The sequence below is a fragment of the Clostridium sp. Marseille-P7770 genome (assembly GCF_902143525.1).
Lineage (GTDB): Bacteria > Bacillota > Clostridia > Lachnospirales > Lachnospiraceae > Pilosibacter.
Genome location: NZ_CABFVC010000002.1, coordinates 58,718 through 78,065 on the forward strand (window position 1 = coordinate 58,718; position 19,348 = coordinate 78,065).

General features: G+C 41.3%; 17 protein-coding genes. 16 read left to right on the top strand and 1 reads right to left on the bottom strand.

Translation table 11 applies throughout. The features are described 5' to 3' along the window. Positions 1–487 precede the first annotated feature (487 nt). Both ilvB and ilvN read left to right on the top strand, forming a co-directional pair. Entirely contained in the window at positions 488–2,110 is a 1,623-nt protein-coding gene (gene ilvB / locus FN001_RS04035) for a biosynthetic-type acetolactate synthase large subunit (RefSeq protein WP_142410902.1), read from the top strand. Positions 2,111–2,122: 12 nt separating this feature from the next. Beyond that, positions 2,123–2,596, top strand: coding sequence for an acetolactate synthase small subunit (gene ilvN / locus FN001_RS04040; RefSeq protein WP_117505587.1), 474 nt, complete (start codon positions 2,123–2,125; stop codon positions 2,594–2,596). 63 nt (positions 2,597–2,659) lie between these two features. Here the strand turns inward: ilvN and FN001_RS04045 are convergent, their stop codons facing one another. Continuing rightward, on the bottom strand, positions 2,660–3,559 hold the full coding sequence (locus FN001_RS04045; RefSeq protein ID WP_142410903.1) for a ribokinase: 900 nt from the start codon (positions 3,557–3,559) through the stop codon (positions 2,660–2,662). A 219-nt stretch (positions 3,560–3,778) separates the two neighbouring features. Between FN001_RS04045 and FN001_RS04050 the strand changes: the two genes are divergently transcribed. The 14 genes from FN001_RS04050 to FN001_RS04115 all read left to right on the top strand — a co-directional run bounded on the left by FN001_RS04050 (position 3,779) and on the right by FN001_RS04115 (position 19,167). Further along, entirely contained in the window at positions 3,779–4,519 is a 741-nt protein-coding gene (locus FN001_RS04050; RefSeq protein WP_185911835.1) for a LytR/AlgR family response regulator transcription factor, read from the top strand. Further along, on the top strand, positions 4,516–5,352 hold the full coding sequence (locus tag FN001_RS04055; protein WP_142410905.1) for a GHKL domain-containing protein: 837 nt from the start codon (positions 4,516–4,518) through the stop codon (positions 5,350–5,352). The genes FN001_RS04050 and FN001_RS04055 overlap by 4 nt, the downstream gene beginning before the upstream one ends. Further along, positions 5,349–6,230 (top strand): hypothetical protein, encoded by an 882-nt coding sequence (locus FN001_RS04060; protein ID WP_142410906.1) that lies wholly within the window; start codon positions 5,349–5,351, stop codon positions 6,228–6,230. The genes FN001_RS04055 and FN001_RS04060 overlap by 4 nt, the downstream gene beginning before the upstream one ends. Before the next feature lie 297 nt (positions 6,231–6,527). Beyond that, entirely contained in the window at positions 6,528–6,725 is a 198-nt protein-coding gene (locus tag FN001_RS04065) for a hypothetical protein (protein WP_142410907.1), read from the top strand. A gap of 237 nt (positions 6,726–6,962) precedes the next feature. Next, positions 6,963–7,274, top strand: a complete 312-nt coding sequence (locus tag FN001_RS18670) for a LytTR family DNA-binding domain-containing protein (protein ID WP_142410908.1) — start codon at positions 6,963–6,965, stop codon at positions 7,272–7,274. A 197-nt stretch (positions 7,275–7,471) separates the two neighbouring features. Then, positions 7,472–8,305 carry a helix-turn-helix domain-containing protein gene (locus tag FN001_RS04075; RefSeq protein ID WP_142410909.1) on the top strand — a complete coding sequence of 278 codons (834 nt, stop codon included), beginning with the start codon at positions 7,472–7,474 and terminating at the stop codon, positions 8,303–8,305. 409 nt (positions 8,306–8,714) lie between these two features. Then, positions 8,715–9,494: a VWA domain-containing protein gene (locus tag FN001_RS04080; RefSeq protein WP_142410910.1), complete on the top strand. Its 780-nt coding sequence runs from the start codon at positions 8,715–8,717 to the stop codon at positions 9,492–9,494. 10 nt (positions 9,495–9,504) lie between these two features. Beyond that, complete coding sequence (locus FN001_RS04085; RefSeq protein WP_142410911.1) at positions 9,505–10,599, top strand: PP2C family serine/threonine-protein phosphatase; 1,095 nt, start codon at positions 9,505–9,507, stop codon at positions 10,597–10,599. Positions 10,600–10,841: 242 nt separating this feature from the next. Further along, positions 10,842–13,454 (top strand): NPCBM/NEW2 domain-containing protein, encoded by a 2,613-nt coding sequence (locus FN001_RS04090; RefSeq protein ID WP_142410912.1) that lies wholly within the window; start codon positions 10,842–10,844, stop codon positions 13,452–13,454. Between the two features lie 40 nt (positions 13,455–13,494). Continuing rightward, entirely contained in the window at positions 13,495–16,833 is a 3,339-nt protein-coding gene (locus FN001_RS04095; protein WP_142410913.1) for an FtsK/SpoIIIE domain-containing protein, read from the top strand. A gap of 13 nt (positions 16,834–16,846) precedes the next feature. Further along, positions 16,847–17,125: a hypothetical protein gene (locus FN001_RS04100; protein WP_142410914.1), complete on the top strand. Its 279-nt coding sequence runs from the start codon at positions 16,847–16,849 to the stop codon at positions 17,123–17,125. 10 nt (positions 17,126–17,135) lie between these two features. Continuing rightward, positions 17,136–17,414 (top strand): hypothetical protein, encoded by a 279-nt coding sequence (locus FN001_RS04105; RefSeq protein WP_142410915.1) that lies wholly within the window; start codon positions 17,136–17,138, stop codon positions 17,412–17,414. Positions 17,415–17,428: 14 nt separating this feature from the next. Then, the gene (locus FN001_RS04110; protein ID WP_142410916.1) at positions 17,429–18,640 is read left to right on the top strand and encodes a C39 family peptidase; all 1,212 of its coding nucleotides are present in this window, start codon (positions 17,429–17,431) and stop codon (positions 18,638–18,640) included. An 8-nt stretch (positions 18,641–18,648) separates the two neighbouring features. Then, on the top strand, positions 18,649–19,167 hold the full coding sequence (locus tag FN001_RS04115; RefSeq protein ID WP_142410917.1) for a hypothetical protein: 519 nt from the start codon (positions 18,649–18,651) through the stop codon (positions 19,165–19,167). The last annotated feature ends 181 nt before the right edge of the window (positions 19,168–19,348 follow it).

Consider the following 19,348-nt stretch of genomic DNA (forward strand, 5'->3'; position numbering starts at 1 on the left):
GTAAATGCAGAGGAACTACCCTGGCAGCCCATTTTGCATTCATGTATCTTCAAGTAAATATATTTTAGCTGATAAAGTTTGATTTGTCAATTAGGGGAAATGTGATTCTGTTGCAAACAAAAATTAGGCATAACTAACTCTGCGACATGCTCTTTGTCTAAGGCTAAACCGTCTTATTGAGAAAATTTCTTATTTAACAAACCGCTTTTCAGCGATTTGTCTGGCTGTTTTAGGTCAATAAGACCACTATTTCACTCATGCGCTGTTAGCAGCCACCTAATATCCATCCGCCGTCGTGTTTGTCAGACATATACCCGTCGACATCTGGTAATTTCCATGGATATCATGCCTTTCCACATTGACATCCCCTCTCAAAATGCGATATAATTCTTATTAATTATTCTCAAAGATTATAAGGGCAAAATCATCATTTTTTTGCCCCCAGACATCTTTTAAACGCTTACTTGAGGGGGTATTTTAAGTTATTATGAATGGTGCAGAAGCTATGGTCAAATGCCTCGAGGAGGAGGGCGTAACCAGGATCTTCGGATATCCGGGCGTTGCGATCTCCCCGTTTTATGAGGCCTTATATAATGCCGGAACCATCGAGCATGTCCTTGTCCGTCAGGAGCAGGCGGCCGGACACGCCGCAAGCGGTTATGCCCGCATCTCCAGAAAGGCCGCCGTCTGCGTCACATCTTCCGGTCCTGGCGCGACGAACCTGATCACGGCGCTGGCAACGGCCTACGCCGACAGTATTCCGCTTATCGCGATCACCGGACAGGTAAACTCCAATCTCCTTGGACGTGACGTATTCCAGGAAGCCGATATGCGTGGTTCCACCGAGTCCTTCGTAAAATACAGCTATCTTGTAAAGAGCGCTGACGATATTCCGCGTATCTTTAAGGAAGCTTTCTATATTGCTTCCACCGGAAGAAAGGGACCGGTCCTCATCGACATCCCCTGTGACGTCCAGATCGACCTCTTAAAGAAGTCTTTCGACTACACGTCCGAGGTCAATATCCGCGGATACAAGCCAAGCACAAAGGGAAATAACCCACAGATGCATAAAGTGGTCGCTGCGATCAATAAAGCGAAAAAGCCTCTGATCTGTGCCGGCGGCGGCGTGATCCTCGGAAACGGCGAGGAGTGTGTCCGCCAGTTCTGTGAGAAGAACAATATCCCGCTTGTAACAACGATGATGGGCATCGGCGTTATGCCGAAAAACCACCCGCTGTACTTCGGAATGCTGGGAAATAACGGAAAACCGTATGCAAACCGTGCCGTGGCAAACAGTGACCTTCTGATCATTGCCGGTGCGAGGATCGCCGACCGTGCCGTTCCCAAGCCGGAAAATCTGGAACAGCAGGTCAATATCATCCACATCGATATCGATACCGCCGAGATCGGCAAAAACCTCGGACCTACGATCCCGCTTGTCGGTGATATCAAGAGTATCTTCGATCGTCTGCTGCAGGAGAATATTTCCATCGATACCACAAACTGGATCGAGACACTTCAGGATATCAAGAAAAGTACGGTAGACCACCGTGTCTTCAGTGATAAACTCGTAAATCCGATGCTTTTAGTCCAGCATCTCTCTGAGAAGATGGACGATGACGCAATCTATGTTGCGGATGTCGGACAGAACCAGCTCTGGTCTGCCGACAACTATGTGATGAAGAACGGTCGTTTCCTCACAAGCGGCGGTATGGGAACCATGGGCTACTCAATCCCGGCCGGAATCGGAGCGAAGATGTGTACGCCGGACAAACAGGTCGTCGTTGTCTGCGGTGACGGTTCCTTCCAGATGTCCATGTACGAGCTTGGAACTATCGCGGTAAACAAGGTACCGATAAAGATTCTTGTCATGAGAAACCACTATCTCGGTCTCGTCCGTGAGCATCAGGAAAAGACTTACGAGGAACATTATTTCGGTGTTCAGCTCTACGATTATCCGAAATATGCTGAAATCGCCGCTGCCTACGATATGGACTACTTCCACTGCGAGAGCAACGAGACTCTCGACGCAGAGCTCGACCGTTTCCTCGCTTGCGATAATGCCTGCATCATGGTCTGCGAAGTCGACAGCCACAACAACACAAAATAAGGAGAACGCAAGATGAAAGGTATTTTTTCTGTACTTGTAGAAAATAAAGACGGTGTTCTCTCCCAGATATCCGGTCTTTTCGCGAGAAGAGGCTTCAACATCGACAGTCTGGCCGTAGGCGAGACGGAGCGCCATGATATTTCCAGCATGACCATCGTCTCCACCGGCGACCAGCGCACTGTCGATCAGATTGAGAAACACTTAAACAAGAAACTGGACGTGATCAAAGTCCGCCGCCTCGAGGAGACCCGCAGCGTCCTCCTGGAGATGATGCTCATCAAAGTCTCCTACTCTGCGACAAACCGCAGCTCTTTGATCGAGCTCTGCAGCGTCATGGGCGCCAAGATCGTCCACGTCTCCCCAAAAAGCATGGTCATCGAGTTCCATGCAGCACCGGACGTGATCACAGATTTTATTGAACTTGTGAGAAGCTTTGGTATTCTGGAGCTTCAGAGAACGGGGACGATTTGTATGTCAAAAGACTGATTATAGGCAAAAATGTCATGGATACAGGGCTTTCCTGTTTCCATGACATTTTTTTGTTATGGTTTATTTTCGCTTTGCCACAAATGTCTCCACTTCGTCATACTCCGGAATACTCGGAGCCGCCCCGTTCCGGCTTACGGCGATGGCACTGGCGGCACTTGCCGTTTTCAGGATCTCCGGAATCTCTCTTCCTTTTGTAATTCCGGAAAGGAAATATCCACAGAAGGTATCCCCCGCCGCAGTGGTATCCACTGCTTTAACTTTATAAATATCCTGTTTGAAGCACCGGGTCTTATCAAAATACCAGGATCCTTTCTCCCCCAATGTCAGGACGAACGCAGCGTTCGGATATTTCACTTTTAACTTCTCCATGATCTCTTCCGGTTCCTCGCTCTCCGCCCTGGAGATCTCTTTTCCCTCGATCTCGTTAAGAATAAAATAATCCACCAGATCCATCGGGATTGTCTTCAGGTTCTCGTTAATCGGGGACGGATTCAGCGCGATCTTCGCTCCGCTCTTCTTCGCCGTCTCAGCTGCATATCCCACATTGGAAATTTCGTTCTGGAGAAGAACGATATCTCCCTCTTCCACCATTTTTACCGCCTCATCAATCATCTCTTTCGACACGGAATCATTGGCCCCGCCGCAGATAATAATATTATTCTGTCCGCTTTGATCTACTTGGATCACCGCATGTCCGCTGGCACCAGAAAGTTTTTTTACTCCCTCTGTGTGGACCCCTGACTGGTTCAGAACGCCCAAAAGCATCTCGCCATCCGCGCCCACAGCACCTACATGATATACTTCCGCCCCAGAACGCGCAATGGCGATAGACTGGTTTAGTCCCTTTCCGCCGCAGGCCTCAGAATATGTTCGCGTCTTAATTGTTTCTCCCGGCTGTACAAAATGTTCCACGCCGTAGATACGGTCAATATTTAAAGAACCAATATTAATAATCTTCATATTATCCCCCCAACTTTGGTTTGTTCTATAGAAACTTACAAATATATTATTCTAAATCTGACTATATCACAGTGCACTCTATCAAGTCAATAATAGCAATACTTATATTAATTGAAGCGTTATTGTGGGAATTTATTGAGAATTCCGCGAACTTGAAGCGAAAAGGAAAGTATGTTATGATTGATTGGTGAAAATTGAAATACATGGGGGAACATGGAAATGAACATTGCGGTATGCGATGACCAGCCGGAAGTGCTGGATGTCGTCGAAAATATGCTGAGAGAGATTCCGGAGGTGGAGCGTGTCGAAACTTACCAGGATATCCGGCATATGAGGGATGGATTTGAAGATGGAAAACGACCGGATGTCCTGATCATGGATATCTGCCATGAATATAATACAAAAATTCCGGAGACGGAAGAGCGGCAGGAGGGAATCGATTATGCCTATGAGTTGAATCAGAAATTCCCGGAGATGCAGATCATTTACCTGACTGGATATACGACGAGATATTCCCAGCATATTTTCCTGAAGCCGGTAAACCTCGTGGGATATCTCACGAAGCCGGTGAATGCGGATATCCTTGAAAAGCTTCTTAAGATCGCAAAGGAACGACGGGCTCAGGAAGATGAAAAGCGGGTGACGATCATGTGCCGGAACCAGCAGCAGATCTTTTATCTCAATGAGATCTGGTATCTGGAGAGCAGCGCCCACCGGACCATGATCCATACATACGAAAATGTGCAGGTGTGCCATGATAAGATTTCAGATATGGAGGAGCGGATGGGTGAAACCTTTGTACGGTGTCATCAGAGCTTTCTTGTAAATATGAAGTATATCCGGCGGGTGGATCATGACCGGTTTAAGCTGGAAAACGGGGAGGAGATCCCCATCAGCAAAAAGCGGTACATGGAAGCGCGGACGAGGTATTTTCAGTATCTGGAGGACGCGGTATCATGATCGTTCTTATATTGTTTACCATCTGCCAGTTTACGCTTCTTATAATGAACCATATGCTCTTTCAGGGCATCCCGTCAGCCTGGAATCAGATAAGTATTCCGGTGGTCGCCATCAGTTTTTTTACGGAAGCAGTGCTGGTCGTAAACGGTTACCGGAACAGTAAAAATAAGGTGCTGGAGCAGAAAAAAGAGCGGCTGGAACATGAACTGAACAGAAAAAAAATGGAAGTGAAGAGCGCCGAAGTGCAGGCGGAGCGCCTGAACAAGAGGCGGGAAGATCTTCTGCGGATCGTGAAAGAGGCTGAAAACGATCTTCACACAGAAGACCGGGGATCTGCGGCGGCAAAGCTTCAGAAGGAGATCGAGAAGAACCAGGCAGGCCAGTACTGTTCCAACATGATCCTAAATGTACTTCTTGAGGAGTACGAGATCAGATGCCAAAAGGTGAAGATCCGGTTATCCGTCGATGCGCACGTGGGGGAGCTTCTGGGAATTTCAAGGATCCACCAGTGCAGCATTCTTTCAAACCTCATGAACAATGCCATGGAGGCGGTGGAATATCTTCCGGAAAGTGAGAGATGGATCCGGGTCGATATCCATGTGAAGGCAGACTATCTCGTGATTGCTGTGGAAAATCCGTTTGCTGAGAAGTATCTCGGAATGGAAAAAGGCGGCGAGCGCGGATATGGCAGCAGGATCCTTCGGGAGATCGCAAAGATGTATGGCGGAAACTGCAATGTGAAGATCGACAGTGAGAAAAAGATATATAAGAGCACGGTGATCCTGGACGCGGCGGGAACCGGTGCGGAAGAGGATAGGGGGAGATCGGCATGAACACGGATGCGGTTTTGCGCATACTGATCGGCGCACTTGGCCTGATGCCCACGACCTTTTTTCTGATGCAGACACTGAAATGGCGGGGGACAATTACAAAGGTGCTGATCCTGCAGATCATTTTCAATATTCTTTCATGCAGCGCGAAAGAATATATGAATTTGCTGAGTGATCAGGAAGTGATTGGAATGACGAGCTGGGTACTGATGGGGATCTATCTGAGTGGCATCTTTCTGTGCTTTGGCGATTCCCTGAAAAGAATCATATTGATGGTGGTAATCGCGATCGGATGCACGACGGTTGTGGAGCTTATCTGTAATGCAATATTTGTAAATAATGGCTGGCTGGTCACAGGCTCATTTTGGGGGGTCTACGATTATGTACGTGCCATGACATGCGAGACCATACTTTTAAGTCTGATCCTCATGGGAATGGTTTTCCTCATAAAGTGGAGACGATCTCTGTTCCGCGAAAAAAGCCAGATAGTCACAGCACTGATCGCAGTCAGCGTTCTCGCCGGAATGTATCCCTACATGGATTATATTTCGAAAAAGCAGCATGTGGTTTCTATCGGTCAGCAGTTCCTTTTTATCCTGATCATTATGATCTACATGTTCCTTCCGCTCATCGCTCAGGAGACAGAAAAACGTCAGGAAAATGAGAAAATGTTAAAAGCGCTGAATGACCAGTTTGAGATCGAAAAAAGTCACTTAAAACTCATGGAAGATTTCGAGACCGACCAGCGAAAACTCGAACACGATTTTAACAACCAGATGATGGTCGTTATGGGAATGATGGAGATGGGCGAGTGGACGGCCGCGGAGGATATGCTGGGGGAGATGGAGATGAGGATCGGGAAGGGTAGGAAGGGGAAGTAACAAGAGAATATAGGAGAATTGGAATGTGGGAGAAATGTCTTCGGGAGAGGATGTTTCTCTCTTTTTTGTTTATGCCAATATGTCCGGCAGGATTCGTTAGATTACTACTTTATTACTGATATTAGAACTATTTTTGTCGAAAACCGGTATGATTTTGATGACAGAGAAAACTGGAAGGGCGCATATTGTATAATTCGTAATTAAGAGGAAGTTATGTAGTTCTATAAATGAGTAAGCTAAATAGCGGAAAGGAGAAGATAAAAAATACAAGTACAAATTGTATAAGGGGATAAACAAATGAGGATTGCAGTATGTGACGATCAGATGGAAGTGTTAAACGCTATTGAAGATATACTAAAAAATGCAAAAGATTCGAATATAGAAAGTGTTGAGATTTATCAGGATATCAGACATTTGAAGAAAGAATTTCAAGATGGAAAACAACCGGATATATTGATCATGGATATCTGCCATGAATTCAACTCATCAATTTAGGAGTCGAAAGAAAGACAGGAAGGAATCGACTGCGCATACGAATTAAATCAGGAACATCCAGAACTTCAGATTATTTATATGGCTGAAGATACGACAATATATTCCCAACGTATTTTTTTAAAGCCTGTAAATTTACTTGGCTATTAAAAAAAGCCAGTTGATCCGAGAATCCTGAAACAGCTTCTCGAAATAGCAAAAGAGAGACTAAAACAGGATGAGGAAAAACGAGTAACGATCATGTGCCAGAATCACAAACAGGTATTCTATCTAGATGAGATTAGGTATCTGGAAAGTAACGCACATAGGACGATTATCCATACGTTGGGAAGTGAGTATGTATGTTATGAGAAGATATCTGACCTTGAAAAGAAAATGGTAGACTCGTTTGTACGCTGTCATCAGAGCTTTTTGGTTAATATGAAATATATTCGGAGAATTGAGAATAAAAGTTTTATGTTGGAAAATGGAGAGGAAATTTTAATCAGTAAGAGTAGATATGTGGAGACGAAGAAGCGGTATTCTGGATATTTAGATGAAGTGATGATGTGAGAAATTATGGACATTGTGGATTTTAAAGAAGAGATGAAAGATCCATACGTGAAATCAGAAATTTTGAAATTATATATTCCAGTTTGACTTGAGTACAAGATAAACATATTCAATTTGAAGATGCTGGTATTTTTTGGAGTAGAGTCTATAATGTGTTTGTAAAGATACATAAGAAAGTACTTTTGGAGGAATGGGCTGTGAGTATTGGTTCACAAGTTGCAAAGCGAAGAAGAGAGTTGAGGCTTACACAACAGAATTTGGCTGAAAAGATGGGAGTATCGTTTCAAGCGATAAGTTCTTGGGAAAGAGAAGAGTTTCTTCCAGATATAAATAAATTACAAAAATTAGCTGCGATATTAAATACTAAAATTTCTTATTTATTAGAGGAAAATGATACTGTAAGAGAATGGGATCTTCATGATATGATGTTCTCTCCTGAAAATATGCTTCGAAGAGTACGTATGTATTCACAGGCGAAAAATATGTGCGAGACGCAAAAGGCAATAAAACTCATGCTTAAATACCACGCAGGCGCTACTCGAAAGAGCAATAGAGGAGAAAAAGTTCCGTATATTACACATCCTCTTATGATGGCTTGCCATGCATTTGCATTAAGAATTGACAGTGATAATTTGATAGCGGCAATTCTTCTGCATGACGTAATAGAGGATAATGAAACGGTTTCACTAAAAGATCTTAATGTAAATGAGTCAATAAAAAAAATAATAGATCTTGTTTCATTTAGGATTGAAGAAGGGATGACAGAAGAGGAATCGAAAAGAATTTACTATGAAAAAATCGGAAAGAATAAAAGTGCATCGATATTAAAACTCTTAGATCGTTGTAATAATGTTTCGACTATGGCGATGGGGTTCACACTCGAAAAAATGAGGGAGTATATTGAAGAAACAGAAAAATACGTCTTGCCATTAGTTAATTGTGTAAAGTATGAACAGGAATATTATGATGCAGCGTTTCTGATTAAGTATCAGCTCTTGAGTGTGATTGAAACATTGAAACGTACTCTATAGATTAACTGCTTATTGTAACAAGCTTTACGGTAAAATTCAATATAGATTTTAATTTGAATAAATCTATATTGAAAGAAAAAGGCATTAATATTACTCTATAGATATAGAAAATAAGAGAGAAAGATGATTGGTAAATGTATTTTACCACATGATTTGGCTTAATACATTCAAAAGAAAAGAGGAATAGTAATATGTCAGTAGGTTATCATACTTGTCGTCATTGCAATGGAAGTGGGTATTCACCATGCCCGGTATGTAATGGAGATCGGAGAGGAAATGGTCATATGTCAAATGGAAAAATTTGTTATATGTGTCAGGGAAAAGCGGTGGTGCGATGTCCTGTATGTGAGGGGACAGGGAAAGTTGCAGATTAAAAAGATATAACTTTAAAGAATGGAGAGGACTTATTATGACAATCTTTCAAAGAGCGTTCGGTCAGAAGAAGGGAAACAATGTACAGAGATCAGTAAACAATACGACAACAAATGATAATCCAGTTATTGAGGATGTGGGAAGAGGCGGAATTCAGTGGATTACTGAGCGTCATGTCGCTTGTGTTTTCTTGCTTGACACTTCTGCTTCTATGACTGCAAATGATGCGATTGGAAAACTGAATGCTGGTCTTAGAACTTTCAAAGAACAGACAGTGAATGACTCATCTTTTGATGAGCATACAAAGGCGTGCATTGATGTTGCACTTGTTTCTTTTGGACCTGATGTCCAGGTTCAACAGAAGTTCACTGCCGTAAGTGAGATGGTGCCGCCGACATTGACAGCCAACGGTGGAACACCAATGGGTGCCGCCATTGATAAGGCATTGGATATGATTACAGCGCAGAAAGCCAGATATAACGAGATAGGAACTCCTTATTACCGTCCTTGGATTTTTTGCATTACAGATGGCGGTCCTAATGACTCATATGTTGCGGCGGCACAAAGACTCAGGAAAATGGAAGACGAAGAAAGAGTTCTTGGTTATTGTGTTGGGGTAGCAAACTTTGACCGACGCACAATGGCTAGTATTTTCAATACAGAAAGAATTTTTGAACTAGAGAATCTCAATTTCCCGGCTCTCTTCAAGTTTGTTTCCAGTAGTCTTGCAACAGTAAGGAATAGTGATCCAAATGGTGGTAGAACCATGGCCATAGAGGCACCTAGTGATTTACATACGATTAACATCGCTTTTTAAGGAGAATACCATGCTTGGTTATTATAAAATGTCAATAATAGGAACAGCACACCAAGCAAAGAAAGATGGTGTATGCCAAGATGCGAGCGATGTGGTTGTCCTTAAAAATGGCTGGGTGGTTGCTGCAATAGCTGATGGACTTGGAAGCGCAAAAAAGTCTGAGGTTGGCTCGACAACAGCAGTTAAAACTGTCCTGTCCTTTGTGAGCGAAAATCATCCAGATAAATGGCATGAAGAGAGTCTTATGTCTTTACTTAGAACTGCTTATCATAAAGCATTAAAGACAATTGTGGCTTTGTCTGAAGAGAACAGGGATGAATTATGTGATTACGATACGACATTGACGACAGTTATCTATAATGGGACAAATGCTGTTTATGGGCATGTCGGCGACGGTGGAATTGTTGCATTGTCATCATACGGGGATTATTCTGTTCTAACAAAAGCACAAAAGGGGGAAGCTTTTAATGAGACCAGTCCGCTTCGCGCCGGTCCGGAGAATTGGTCTTTCGGTGTCGCAAAAGAAGATGTTTGTTCTTTGATAATGATGACGGATGGTATCTTCGATGTTGCTTACCCTTGGCTGTTGGCAAAAACGGCTCAGCCTATCTATGTAAACTATGTGCGACCTTTCATGGATATCAGTATTTTGAAAGTCTCGACTCCTGCTGATTTTGAGAACGTCCAAGCTGAAATAACCGATTTCTTCAAGGGCTCATATAGCAAACAGATTACTGATGACAAGACCATAGTAGGAATTATCAACACGGACGTTACACCCGAAAAAAAGCCGGATGAATTCTACATGGAGCCAGACTGGAAAACGCTGGCGAAAGAGCATCACGACAGATTGTATGAACACAAATCTTCCACTAAAGATGCGGATGGATTAAACCAGGATATGGAAGTGCAATCTGATGAAGAACAAGTAGAGGGATACAACCAAAAATCTGTAGGAGCTGTTTCTTCAGAAGAGAAAGAAAAAGGTGAGCCTACAGGAAAATCCAGTCCTTCGATAGTTTCTTTGGACAAGAAAGGTACTGCTGCCGACAGAGATGCGCATAAAAAGAAGGGATTCTGGGGTAAGCTGTTTGGAAAATCGTAATATAGAATAGGGCATGCTGATATGCAGATAAACGATGTAAAGAGAAATGTAGAGAATCTATGGTCTGAAGCATCAGCTTCGTGGCAAGATGATATGTCTAAAAAGTATAAGATTGCAGTGATAGATCAAATGGAAAAACTTTTAAGTTCCATGGAGCGTTCTTGTAGTCGGCTGATACTTGCAAACGAGGAGGCGCTAAGACAGCTAAAAGAGATACAAGAATAATTATGAAGGAGTAATCAATGGCTGAATATAAAGGACTTTCCGGCAAGTTATATCAAACTCAGAATGCACCATTTGCAGGCGGCGGGGAAGGTGATGTATATGATGTTATTGGCGCATATAGCTATGTTGCGAAAGTATATAAGCCAGACAAGCGTACTACAGAGCGTGAACGTAAATTGTCTATAATGGTATCTAACAAGCCAAGTGTTATGGAACAATACGCTTGGCCAATAGATGTCCTTTATGAAAATGGACAATTCATTGGGTATGTTATGCCTAAAATCAACGGCAAAGAAAAGCTGCGAAATATTTATGTCTATGACAAGCGAAAAGGAAAACCCTGGTCTTTATTTATTGCTATTGCAAAGAACCTTTCTGCTGCTGTACATAATGTCCATGAGATTCATCAGGTGGTTGGTGACTTGAACCCCGAAAACATCTTGGTAAATCCCAAGGATGGTATGGTAACTCTTGTCGACACGGATTCGTATCACATTTCCGATTCAAACAGGACATATCGTTGCGGAGTAGGTATGCCCGAGTTCGTTGCACCAGAGCTTCAGGGTATTCACTTTCCTTCTGCTCCTTTGCCGACGTTCACGCCGGAATCTGACCGCTTTGCGCTGGCGGTGCTTATTTTCGCATTGTTGATGAATGGTGCGCATCCATTTTCATGCAAAGTAATTAGCGGGTCTTCATCGAAATTTCAGCCAATTGATAATATGCAGAATGGCAAATGTGCTTTTTTCTCGGACAGCCGTTCAAGCAACATGGATATTCCGCGTTATGCACCAGAGTTAAGTTCGTTGCCGAATAATATTCAGAGGTTGTTTAGGCGTGCTTTTGTGGCTGGTCGTAGCACTCCTTCCCTACGTCCTTCAGCTGAAGAGTGGTATAACGCTCTTGAACAGTTGGAAGATAACCTCAAAACATGTCTTAAAGACACTCAACACATCTACTACTATGGTGCAAAAGAATGCCCATGGTGTAAGGTAAATGAGAAGATGCGTTTCATCTCTCAATCGGTATTTAATAGCTTCAGTCAATCTGGCTCCAACTCTGGTTCTGGTTTTCAACCAGCGACTGCGGGGGGACAAGCACAGCAGTTTATGCCAAGTAGCTATAAGTACACACCATCTTCAAGTGTTTCAGGAAGCCAACCTTCAAAGAAAAAATATGGGGGGATTCCTATTGTTATTGTCGTCATTGTTTTTATGTTGATTATTAAATCATGTATCAACACTTCTTCTGGTAATAAGAACAATGATGATAATTTGTCTGGAGTGAGTGGATATTCTTATAGAATCACAAATAATGATACTTCAGATAAAGACAATTCAGAACAAAATACCAATAATTATGCTCTTCAAGAGACTTACGTCGAAGATGCGTGGTTGACAGATCTTGATTATGTTAAAAAAGGATCCGTTACAATTAAGCCTGATAGCACAGGACAGTCAAATACTGGAATAGAGTATTCTCATTATATGTTTTCAACCTCACCTTATAGTGAAATAGTTTACCAGTTGAACGGTGATTATGATACTTTAACTGCCTTATGGTCCATTTGTTATACTAACAGAAATACTATTGATAATAACAGCTTTGAGATTTATGCGGACGAGGTGCTCGTATATTCATCACCATCAATTACAGGAGGGGACATCCCTGTTGATGTCTCGGTTGATATTAGCGGGTGTAACTTGCTGACCATTCTATTTAAGGAAGGTATTGGTTGTGCAGAACTAGCTAATATTCGTTTATCTACAAATACAAATCGAACTCCTAATGGAACGGTGTATGAAGTTACTAATCTTCCTTGCTGGTTGACGGATTTGGATTATTTAACCAATTCAGAGGTTAGTGTGAGCGGTAGTAATATTGGAGCAACAAACACAGGAGATACATATTCGCATTATATGTCTGGAAGCTCTGGCAGTGAGATTGTTTATTATCTTAACGGTGGTTATTCAAGGCTTACGGGATTGTGGACTATTTGTCAGACATATAAAGATACAAATAAAAATAATAGCTTTGAGATTTATGCTGATAACAACTTGGTTTATAGCTCACCAAGTCTTACAGGAGGAGATTTACCAGTTGAATTCGAAGCTGATATAAATAATTGTGAAAAATTAAGAATCGTGTTTACAAACGGTAATGGAGCAGGTGAACTCGGAAATATTAGAATATATCCGGGAGAAGATTCTTCTCCTATAAATAGGTCTGTTGCGCAAATAGGAGTAGGTGGAACATGGCTTACAGACTTGGATTATCTCATGAATAATGGTGTATCGTTGAAGGGAAATAGTACGGGTACAACCAATACAGGAGAAAACTATTCACACTATATGTTTGGAAGTTCTGGTTCCGAAATCGTGTACTATTTAAATGGCAGGTATTCGTCAATCTCAGGTTTGTGGACTATTTGTCAGACAAATAGAGATACAAATAAAAATAACAGTTTTGAACTATATGCAGATGAAGTTCTTGTCTATTCATCACCAGCTCTTACGGGGGGAGATTTACCCATAACTTTTGACGTTGGTATCAATGGGTGTCAAAAGCTTAAAATTGTTTTTACTGCTGGCAACGGAGCGGGTGAACTTGGTAATATTTCTCTAAAGTAGTTTTGATTGCCGATAAAATGGTATAACGGAGTGTGTTTTCATGAACGAGTCATTATTTATTCGGGCGGTTAAGATTTCAAAATATTTTGATTCAATATTACAAGAAGATAAAGATGTAGATTCTATCTATAATAGTAACAAAGCTGAAATAGAAAAAAAATATAAAGCTAAACTTACCGAATTGGATTCAAGGAAAACCCAAAGAATCTCTTTTGCTTTAGCAAAAGATCAATCCGCTCAAAGAAATGTCCAAGATGCATTGAAAGCTTTGGCTGAAGCGGAGGCAAAAATTTCGAAAAAGTTTAAGAAGAAATATCGTCCAACAAGCCTCACACCTAAATTGCCTGATTTCCAGGAGATAGATGAGCTTGCAGTCAAGATTAATGATGGTTCATTTAGTAGTGTGATTAAGCGGCTGACCGGCATTGACGGCTATTTATCAATGATGGATATGGTAAATGACTATTTTGATTATATTGAAGCAGGAAGAATGTACCTTTGTGGAGAGCTGCAGAAAAGTTCCAGATATCTTGCTCAAGAAAAAGCAGCAGCGAACACAGAGTATGCCCGCGAAAAAGCAGTAGCAGATCAGAAAAAGAGCATCTTGATATCTCAAAATGATCAGGCGTATAACCAAGCTGGAAATGCTTTGCAAAATAAACTATTGACAGCTATTAGTGATCCTACCTTGGTGCATTATGATACCGATCTTGCCGATACATTAGAACAATTAGGTGCATTCGATGAAACCTGGGACTGTTATGAACCGAGCTTATTGTACCCTGGCCAGATTATGATAGGAGCCATTTCTGTTCCTTTTAGCATTCCTTCTCCGGTAGATCAGATGATTCAGGAAAAAATGCCTGTTGCATTCAGCTCTGGCAGAGGATTTTGTGTGCCCATGACTGTGGATATGGCAAAACCATTGCAGCTGCTTATTAACTATGATGATCGTTGTAAGACTGAAGTTATGGAGGGAATTCAGAGTATCATTTTGAAATGGATTAGGTTTATGCCCCCCTACTCATTTACCCTTACATACATTGATCCTGATGATCGAGGTTCAAATTTGGGGCAACTACAAAAACTTGAAGAAATAATTACATGGGATATTTGCAAAAAGGTATATGCATCTAGAGAAGATATTACCAGACGACTCAAAGAACTTGAAAAGTTTGTTGATGCGACCTGCTCTCGTCTTGCAGGCGTAGGTTCAGCTTACGATTACAATTTAAGCAACGAACCTGTGATTGTTCAGCATCTTGTCGTTATAAACGATTTCCCTGAAAAGATGGATCGTGCCGCTGAAGAGGCTTTGGATGTTCTAATCAACAACGCTACGAAATGTGGCATTAGTATGATCTTTACGAAAAAAGGAAATTTGTCCGAACTGCCAAATGCCGTTCAAAATACATTCATCAGAATCAATGCGTCAGTAAATGGTCATACTATTCCTCTTGAGGGTAAAATATATGATTTCCATTTTGATGGCGTATGTTCGTTTTGCGAAAAATTTATTGATGAAGTGAAAGCAACGTATAATGAGGGATTTAAAGTAGATAACAGTTTTGCTAATTTCTTCTCAACTACCTCGTTCAATGGCTACAGAGAATCCACACAGGCGTTAGCCATTCCATTTGCGGTCGACTCAAGAAAGAGGATTGTTGAACTTGAATTGGGTGGCGCATTAACGGCCCATGCCCTGATATCAGGATCAACTGGATCAGGAAAATCTACTACTTTGCATATGCTCATTACATCCATTATTCTGAATTATCATCCGGATGACGTTGAACTGTGGCTCGTGGATTACAATAAGGTTGAATTTGCAGAATACCTCTCCAATATGCCACCTCATGTTAAGCTTATAGGATTGGAACGCGGTACAGAATTTACATTTAGTTTGTTGTCAAAGGTCAACGAAGAATGCCAGCGTAGGATGGAATTATTTAAGCAGGTCGGTGTGAGCAATATTACCGAATACAAGCGCAAATTTGGTGTTCGGTCACTTCCACGAATCATTCTGATTATAGATGAGTTCCATCAAATGACACAGGCGATTCAAAATGAACAGGAGTACGTTCTTATACTGGAAAATATGCTTTCTGAATACCGTAAGTTTGGTCTTTCCTGTGTATTTAGCGATCAGGCAATAGGCGATGGTCTTAGGGGATTGACAGAAAAAGGAAAGAAACAGATTCGGACTAGAATTGCAATGGCCAATGATATGTCTGAGATTCGGGAAACCCTTTCGATTGACAACAGCTTCTATGATGATGCATTGAAGAATAAAATCAATCGCATGGATAAGGGGGATGTAATTTTTAAACGAGGAATCAAAGATGCTGTGGGTGAAACACAGATTGTCATTGATAGATACCGTACTGTTTATGTTACAAGGAATGAGAGAGTCAAAAGCATAGAATTAGCCAAGAGGATTCTTGGTAGTGCATATTTAAAACCAGATGTATTGGTTATTGACGGAAAGGGACGCAAGTACTGTGATGAATTGGTTATTGAAAAGTATGAGAAAGTTAATGGAGGGCCAACACCATCAAATATTCCGATATATATTGGTACTCCAACAAATCTGAACCCCTGTTTTTGCTTTTCATTACAGGAGCGTCTAGACTCAAATGTTATGGTTATCGGAGCCGATACCGAAATGAGGGCAAGCGTTATTATTTATACAATCAGCTGCTTTTCTCGGATTTTGGAATCTGAAATTGTTATTATTGCTGATAAAAAAGATGAGCTTTACACACAATTTAAAACCGAGTTGGAATTACTCTCTGATGAACACGTTCACATTATAACGGACTTAGAAGAAGTATGTGCGTATACTAATGGACTTCTTGAAAGCGGCAGAAATGGCAATCATCCTAAAACGCTCATGGTGTGGTTGGGCATTGAATCTATCGGTGCCGATTTGAGCATGTTTCCTAATAAGCTGAATATTCGGACTGAAAATACAACCATAAATCACAATGCGGTCAATGATTTGATGAACGAGATTGACTCTCTGCTTGCCGATTTTGATGAGCCGGGAATCAGCAAAACTGATTCAGAAATTGACAGAGAAGAATCTTCTGATAGTATTGTTTATGATGCTAGAGACGATATCTGTGAGTTGATTTCAAAGGGGCCGAGATTTGGTATCCACAGCCTTGTCACCTACTCTTCGGTAAAGATGCTTAGGCAGTCTCGCTTTGTAAAGCTTGAATGCTTTGAACATAAGATTGCTTTTGCAATGAGTCGTGACGATTGGAGTAATTACATGGAGCGGATTCATTACATCGCCGATTTGGATAATATTTCGGCCGTGTATTATGATGGCGGCTCTACAACTCACATTTTTAGACCATATTTGCTTGGATGAAGGAGAAATTAACATGAGTGAGGGTATGATAATCAGAGATCCCGATGAGATAGAGAAGTTTGCCTTGGAAGTTGAGGCCTACTGTGCTGAGATGAAGACTGCTTGCAACAACCTGAAGAGTAGGCTTTCAAGTGCAGAATCTGGAATGAAAGACAGAGTATCCCGAAAAGCTTTGCAGCGTATAGAACAGCTGGCAGAAGATTTACTGGTCGGTCTGCCTGCTGTTGAGGGAACAGCAGAGATGCTCAAGAAAGCAGCTAAACCATTGAAACAGGCTCGTACTTTGATGTGAGGTGATTAGAATGAGTGAACAGATTGAAGCTTCGTCAAGATCAATAATAGAATTAACGAAAGGCATCAATGAGTGTATTAAAAAGATTTCTTTTCTGAACAAAGAGTTATCCGATCAGCTTAAGACGTTGGGAAACACTTTCCAAGATGAGGGTTATGCAGTAATTCAAGGCTATGTTTCAAGTTCTCAAGCCAAAGTAAATGAAGCGGTTCCAGATTTGAAAGTTGTTATGGAAAAGCTGATTGAGTATGCACATTTGCTGCAAGAATCCGAGAAGAGCATTACTTGATGGTGTGAAAGAATATGATTGGACAAATAATTGCAAATGCATCTAAGTTATTTGCACTGGATGATGATCTAAAAAATACTACATCACAGATTGATTCCGTTATCGCTGATAACGAAGATTTAATTCGGAATACGAATCAATATATATTAGATGTTCTTGATATTTGGAAGGAACGTCAGACCCAAGCATATGAAAAGTTGATGTTTGCGCAAGAGAGATTAGCCAGGGCTGAAGAAGGCGATAGAGATAGCGAAGATGGGGATGTTCCTTATTATTACTATCAAGCTGTAGCTACCTGTCAGGCTGAGTATGATGGAATATCGGATGTTTGTGTAGCAATTGAAAGGATAAATGATGACTTTCTAGCTGCTTCTTCATCATATAAGAGGGAAATGGAGGCATCACGGCATGAATACATCAGTGCTCTTCAAAAAAGTTCACATGTGCTTACTCAATATGCTGAATTGGTTAGAAAATCCTCCTCGATAACATCTGGTGGCACTTCAGTTGTAGGAACTGGTTTCATTGCTGGTCAATCTGGAAGTGACAATACAACGTCGACAGGACAATCATCTTCTGAACATGGTGAGGGAAGTTTTAATCACACATTTGGACTAAGTTCTACAAAACAGACTTGGGCAATTGAATCTGATGGAAGCATGGTATTTAATACTCCTGTTGAAACAGGTGGGAAGCTCGACTCAAAACAAGGGAAAGTAAATGGTTTTTGGGGAACATGTGGGTTGGTTTCATGTGTCAATGTTCTTCGCCTTGCAGGATATCCAGCTACAGAAAGCGAAGTGGTTGAATATGCATCGATGACTTCTGCTGGGTCTGGCAGAGGTACGTTGTGCACTACAAATTCTTTCCCCGAAGATAATGGGGGAACATCCGCCAAAACGCGGCAGCAAATTCTTCAACACTTTGGGATAAATAGTGAACTTAGTGAAGCTTCAGTAGATAACATTGCTGATGCTATATCCAATGGACGAGGTGTAATAATCTCAGTATATGCAGGAATGCTCTATAATGGATGGTCAAATCACAGAGATCTCCATGCCATAACAGTCACGAGCGTAAAAAAAGATCGCTATGGAAATGTGTTGGGATTTTATGTGTGTGATTCCGGTACGGGGGGCGTGGATAATTCAAAATTCTACACTACTTTCCAGGTCGGAAACGCACTGTCGGGCAGGCCAATGAATGTTACATCAATTATCCGATAGGAGGATTTATGGGCGAAGAAATGTCATACGATCAAATATATAAGGTTCTGCTGTCAGAAGGAATTGAGGAGTATGTTCCTGATGGCATCTCCATTTCTCATCCTGTGGTGGATTTTAGAGATGGCACAATAGTTGATTGTTTTCTGCTTTTTTCAATTTCCTGTGATGGATTGAAATATACTGTTCCAACTGCTAGGATTCTCATTGATTCTGCAAAGAAAGAAGTAGTGGAATACAAAACGGCTGAAGAAATGCCTTTTTCTGTTTATGATGGGACTGATTATTTTACAATCGATATCACGAATAGTGATGCAGAGAAAACGCAGAATATAGAACGAGAATATCAGACTTTGTATATGAAGATTAGAGAGCTTGCCTTTAAAGAGAAACTATCAACAAATGATAGAAAAACCGTTGTCCAATATATTAAAATGTTAAAAAAAGTTGAACTAAAGAATATACAACCGTTTCTATTCGAATTAGGGCAGTCATTTTTCAAATGGGCAAAAAATGTAATCAAAAAGTGATATGTTTTTGATGATAGTGTAGTTGCTCTTTTCTGAAGGCGTTTCATTACAACATTTTAAGAGATTTATGAATATCTGATAATGCTCTGGAATTATGGCTAATTTTGTTCGCAAGTTGAGTCATTGGGTATAGAGGGCATATTCCGCAGAATCTGGGTTTGCAAATTACGCTCAAATGGAA

What these genes read in the sequence shown, in the direction of transcription:
- ilvB (WP_142410902.1), top strand. Translation starts at nt 488, where the DNA reads ATGAATGGTGCAGAAGCTATGGTCAAATGCCTCGAGGAGGAGGGCGTA.
- FN001_RS04065 (WP_142410907.1), top strand. Translation starts at nt 6,528, where the DNA reads ATGAGGATTGCAGTATGTGACGATCAGATGGAAGTGTTAAACGCTATT.
- FN001_RS04080 (WP_142410910.1), top strand. Translation starts at nt 8,715, where the DNA reads ATGACAATCTTTCAAAGAGCGTTCGGTCAGAAGAAGGGAAACAATGTA.
- FN001_RS04110 (WP_142410916.1), top strand. Translation starts at nt 17,429, where the DNA reads ATGATTGGACAAATAATTGCAAATGCATCTAAGTTATTTGCACTGGAT.
- FN001_RS04060 (WP_142410906.1), top strand. Translation starts at nt 5,349, where the DNA reads ATGAACACGGATGCGGTTTTGCGCATACTGATCGGCGCACTTGGCCTG.
- FN001_RS04095 (WP_142410913.1), top strand. Translation starts at nt 13,495, where the DNA reads ATGAACGAGTCATTATTTATTCGGGCGGTTAAGATTTCAAAATATTTT.
- FN001_RS04100 (WP_142410914.1), top strand. Translation starts at nt 16,847, where the DNA reads ATGAGTGAGGGTATGATAATCAGAGATCCCGATGAGATAGAGAAGTTT.
- FN001_RS04105 (WP_142410915.1), top strand. Translation starts at nt 17,136, where the DNA reads ATGAGTGAACAGATTGAAGCTTCGTCAAGATCAATAATAGAATTAACG.
- FN001_RS04055 (WP_142410905.1), top strand. Translation starts at nt 4,516, where the DNA reads ATGATCGTTCTTATATTGTTTACCATCTGCCAGTTTACGCTTCTTATA.
- FN001_RS18670 (WP_142410908.1), top strand. Translation starts at nt 6,963, where the DNA reads ATGTGCCAGAATCACAAACAGGTATTCTATCTAGATGAGATTAGGTAT.
- FN001_RS04090 (WP_142410912.1), top strand. Translation starts at nt 10,842, where the DNA reads ATGGCTGAATATAAAGGACTTTCCGGCAAGTTATATCAAACTCAGAAT.
- FN001_RS04085 (WP_142410911.1), top strand. Translation starts at nt 9,505, where the DNA reads ATGCTTGGTTATTATAAAATGTCAATAATAGGAACAGCACACCAAGCA.
- ilvN (WP_117505587.1), top strand. Translation starts at nt 2,123, where the DNA reads ATGAAAGGTATTTTTTCTGTACTTGTAGAAAATAAAGACGGTGTTCTC.
- FN001_RS04045 (WP_142410903.1), bottom strand. Translation starts at nt 3,559, where the DNA reads ATGAAGATTATTAATATTGGTTCTTTAAATATTGACCGTATCTACGGC.
- FN001_RS04050 (WP_185911835.1), top strand. Translation starts at nt 3,779, where the DNA reads ATGAACATTGCGGTATGCGATGACCAGCCGGAAGTGCTGGATGTCGTC.
- FN001_RS04115 (WP_142410917.1), top strand. Translation starts at nt 18,649, where the DNA reads ATGGGCGAAGAAATGTCATACGATCAAATATATAAGGTTCTGCTGTCA.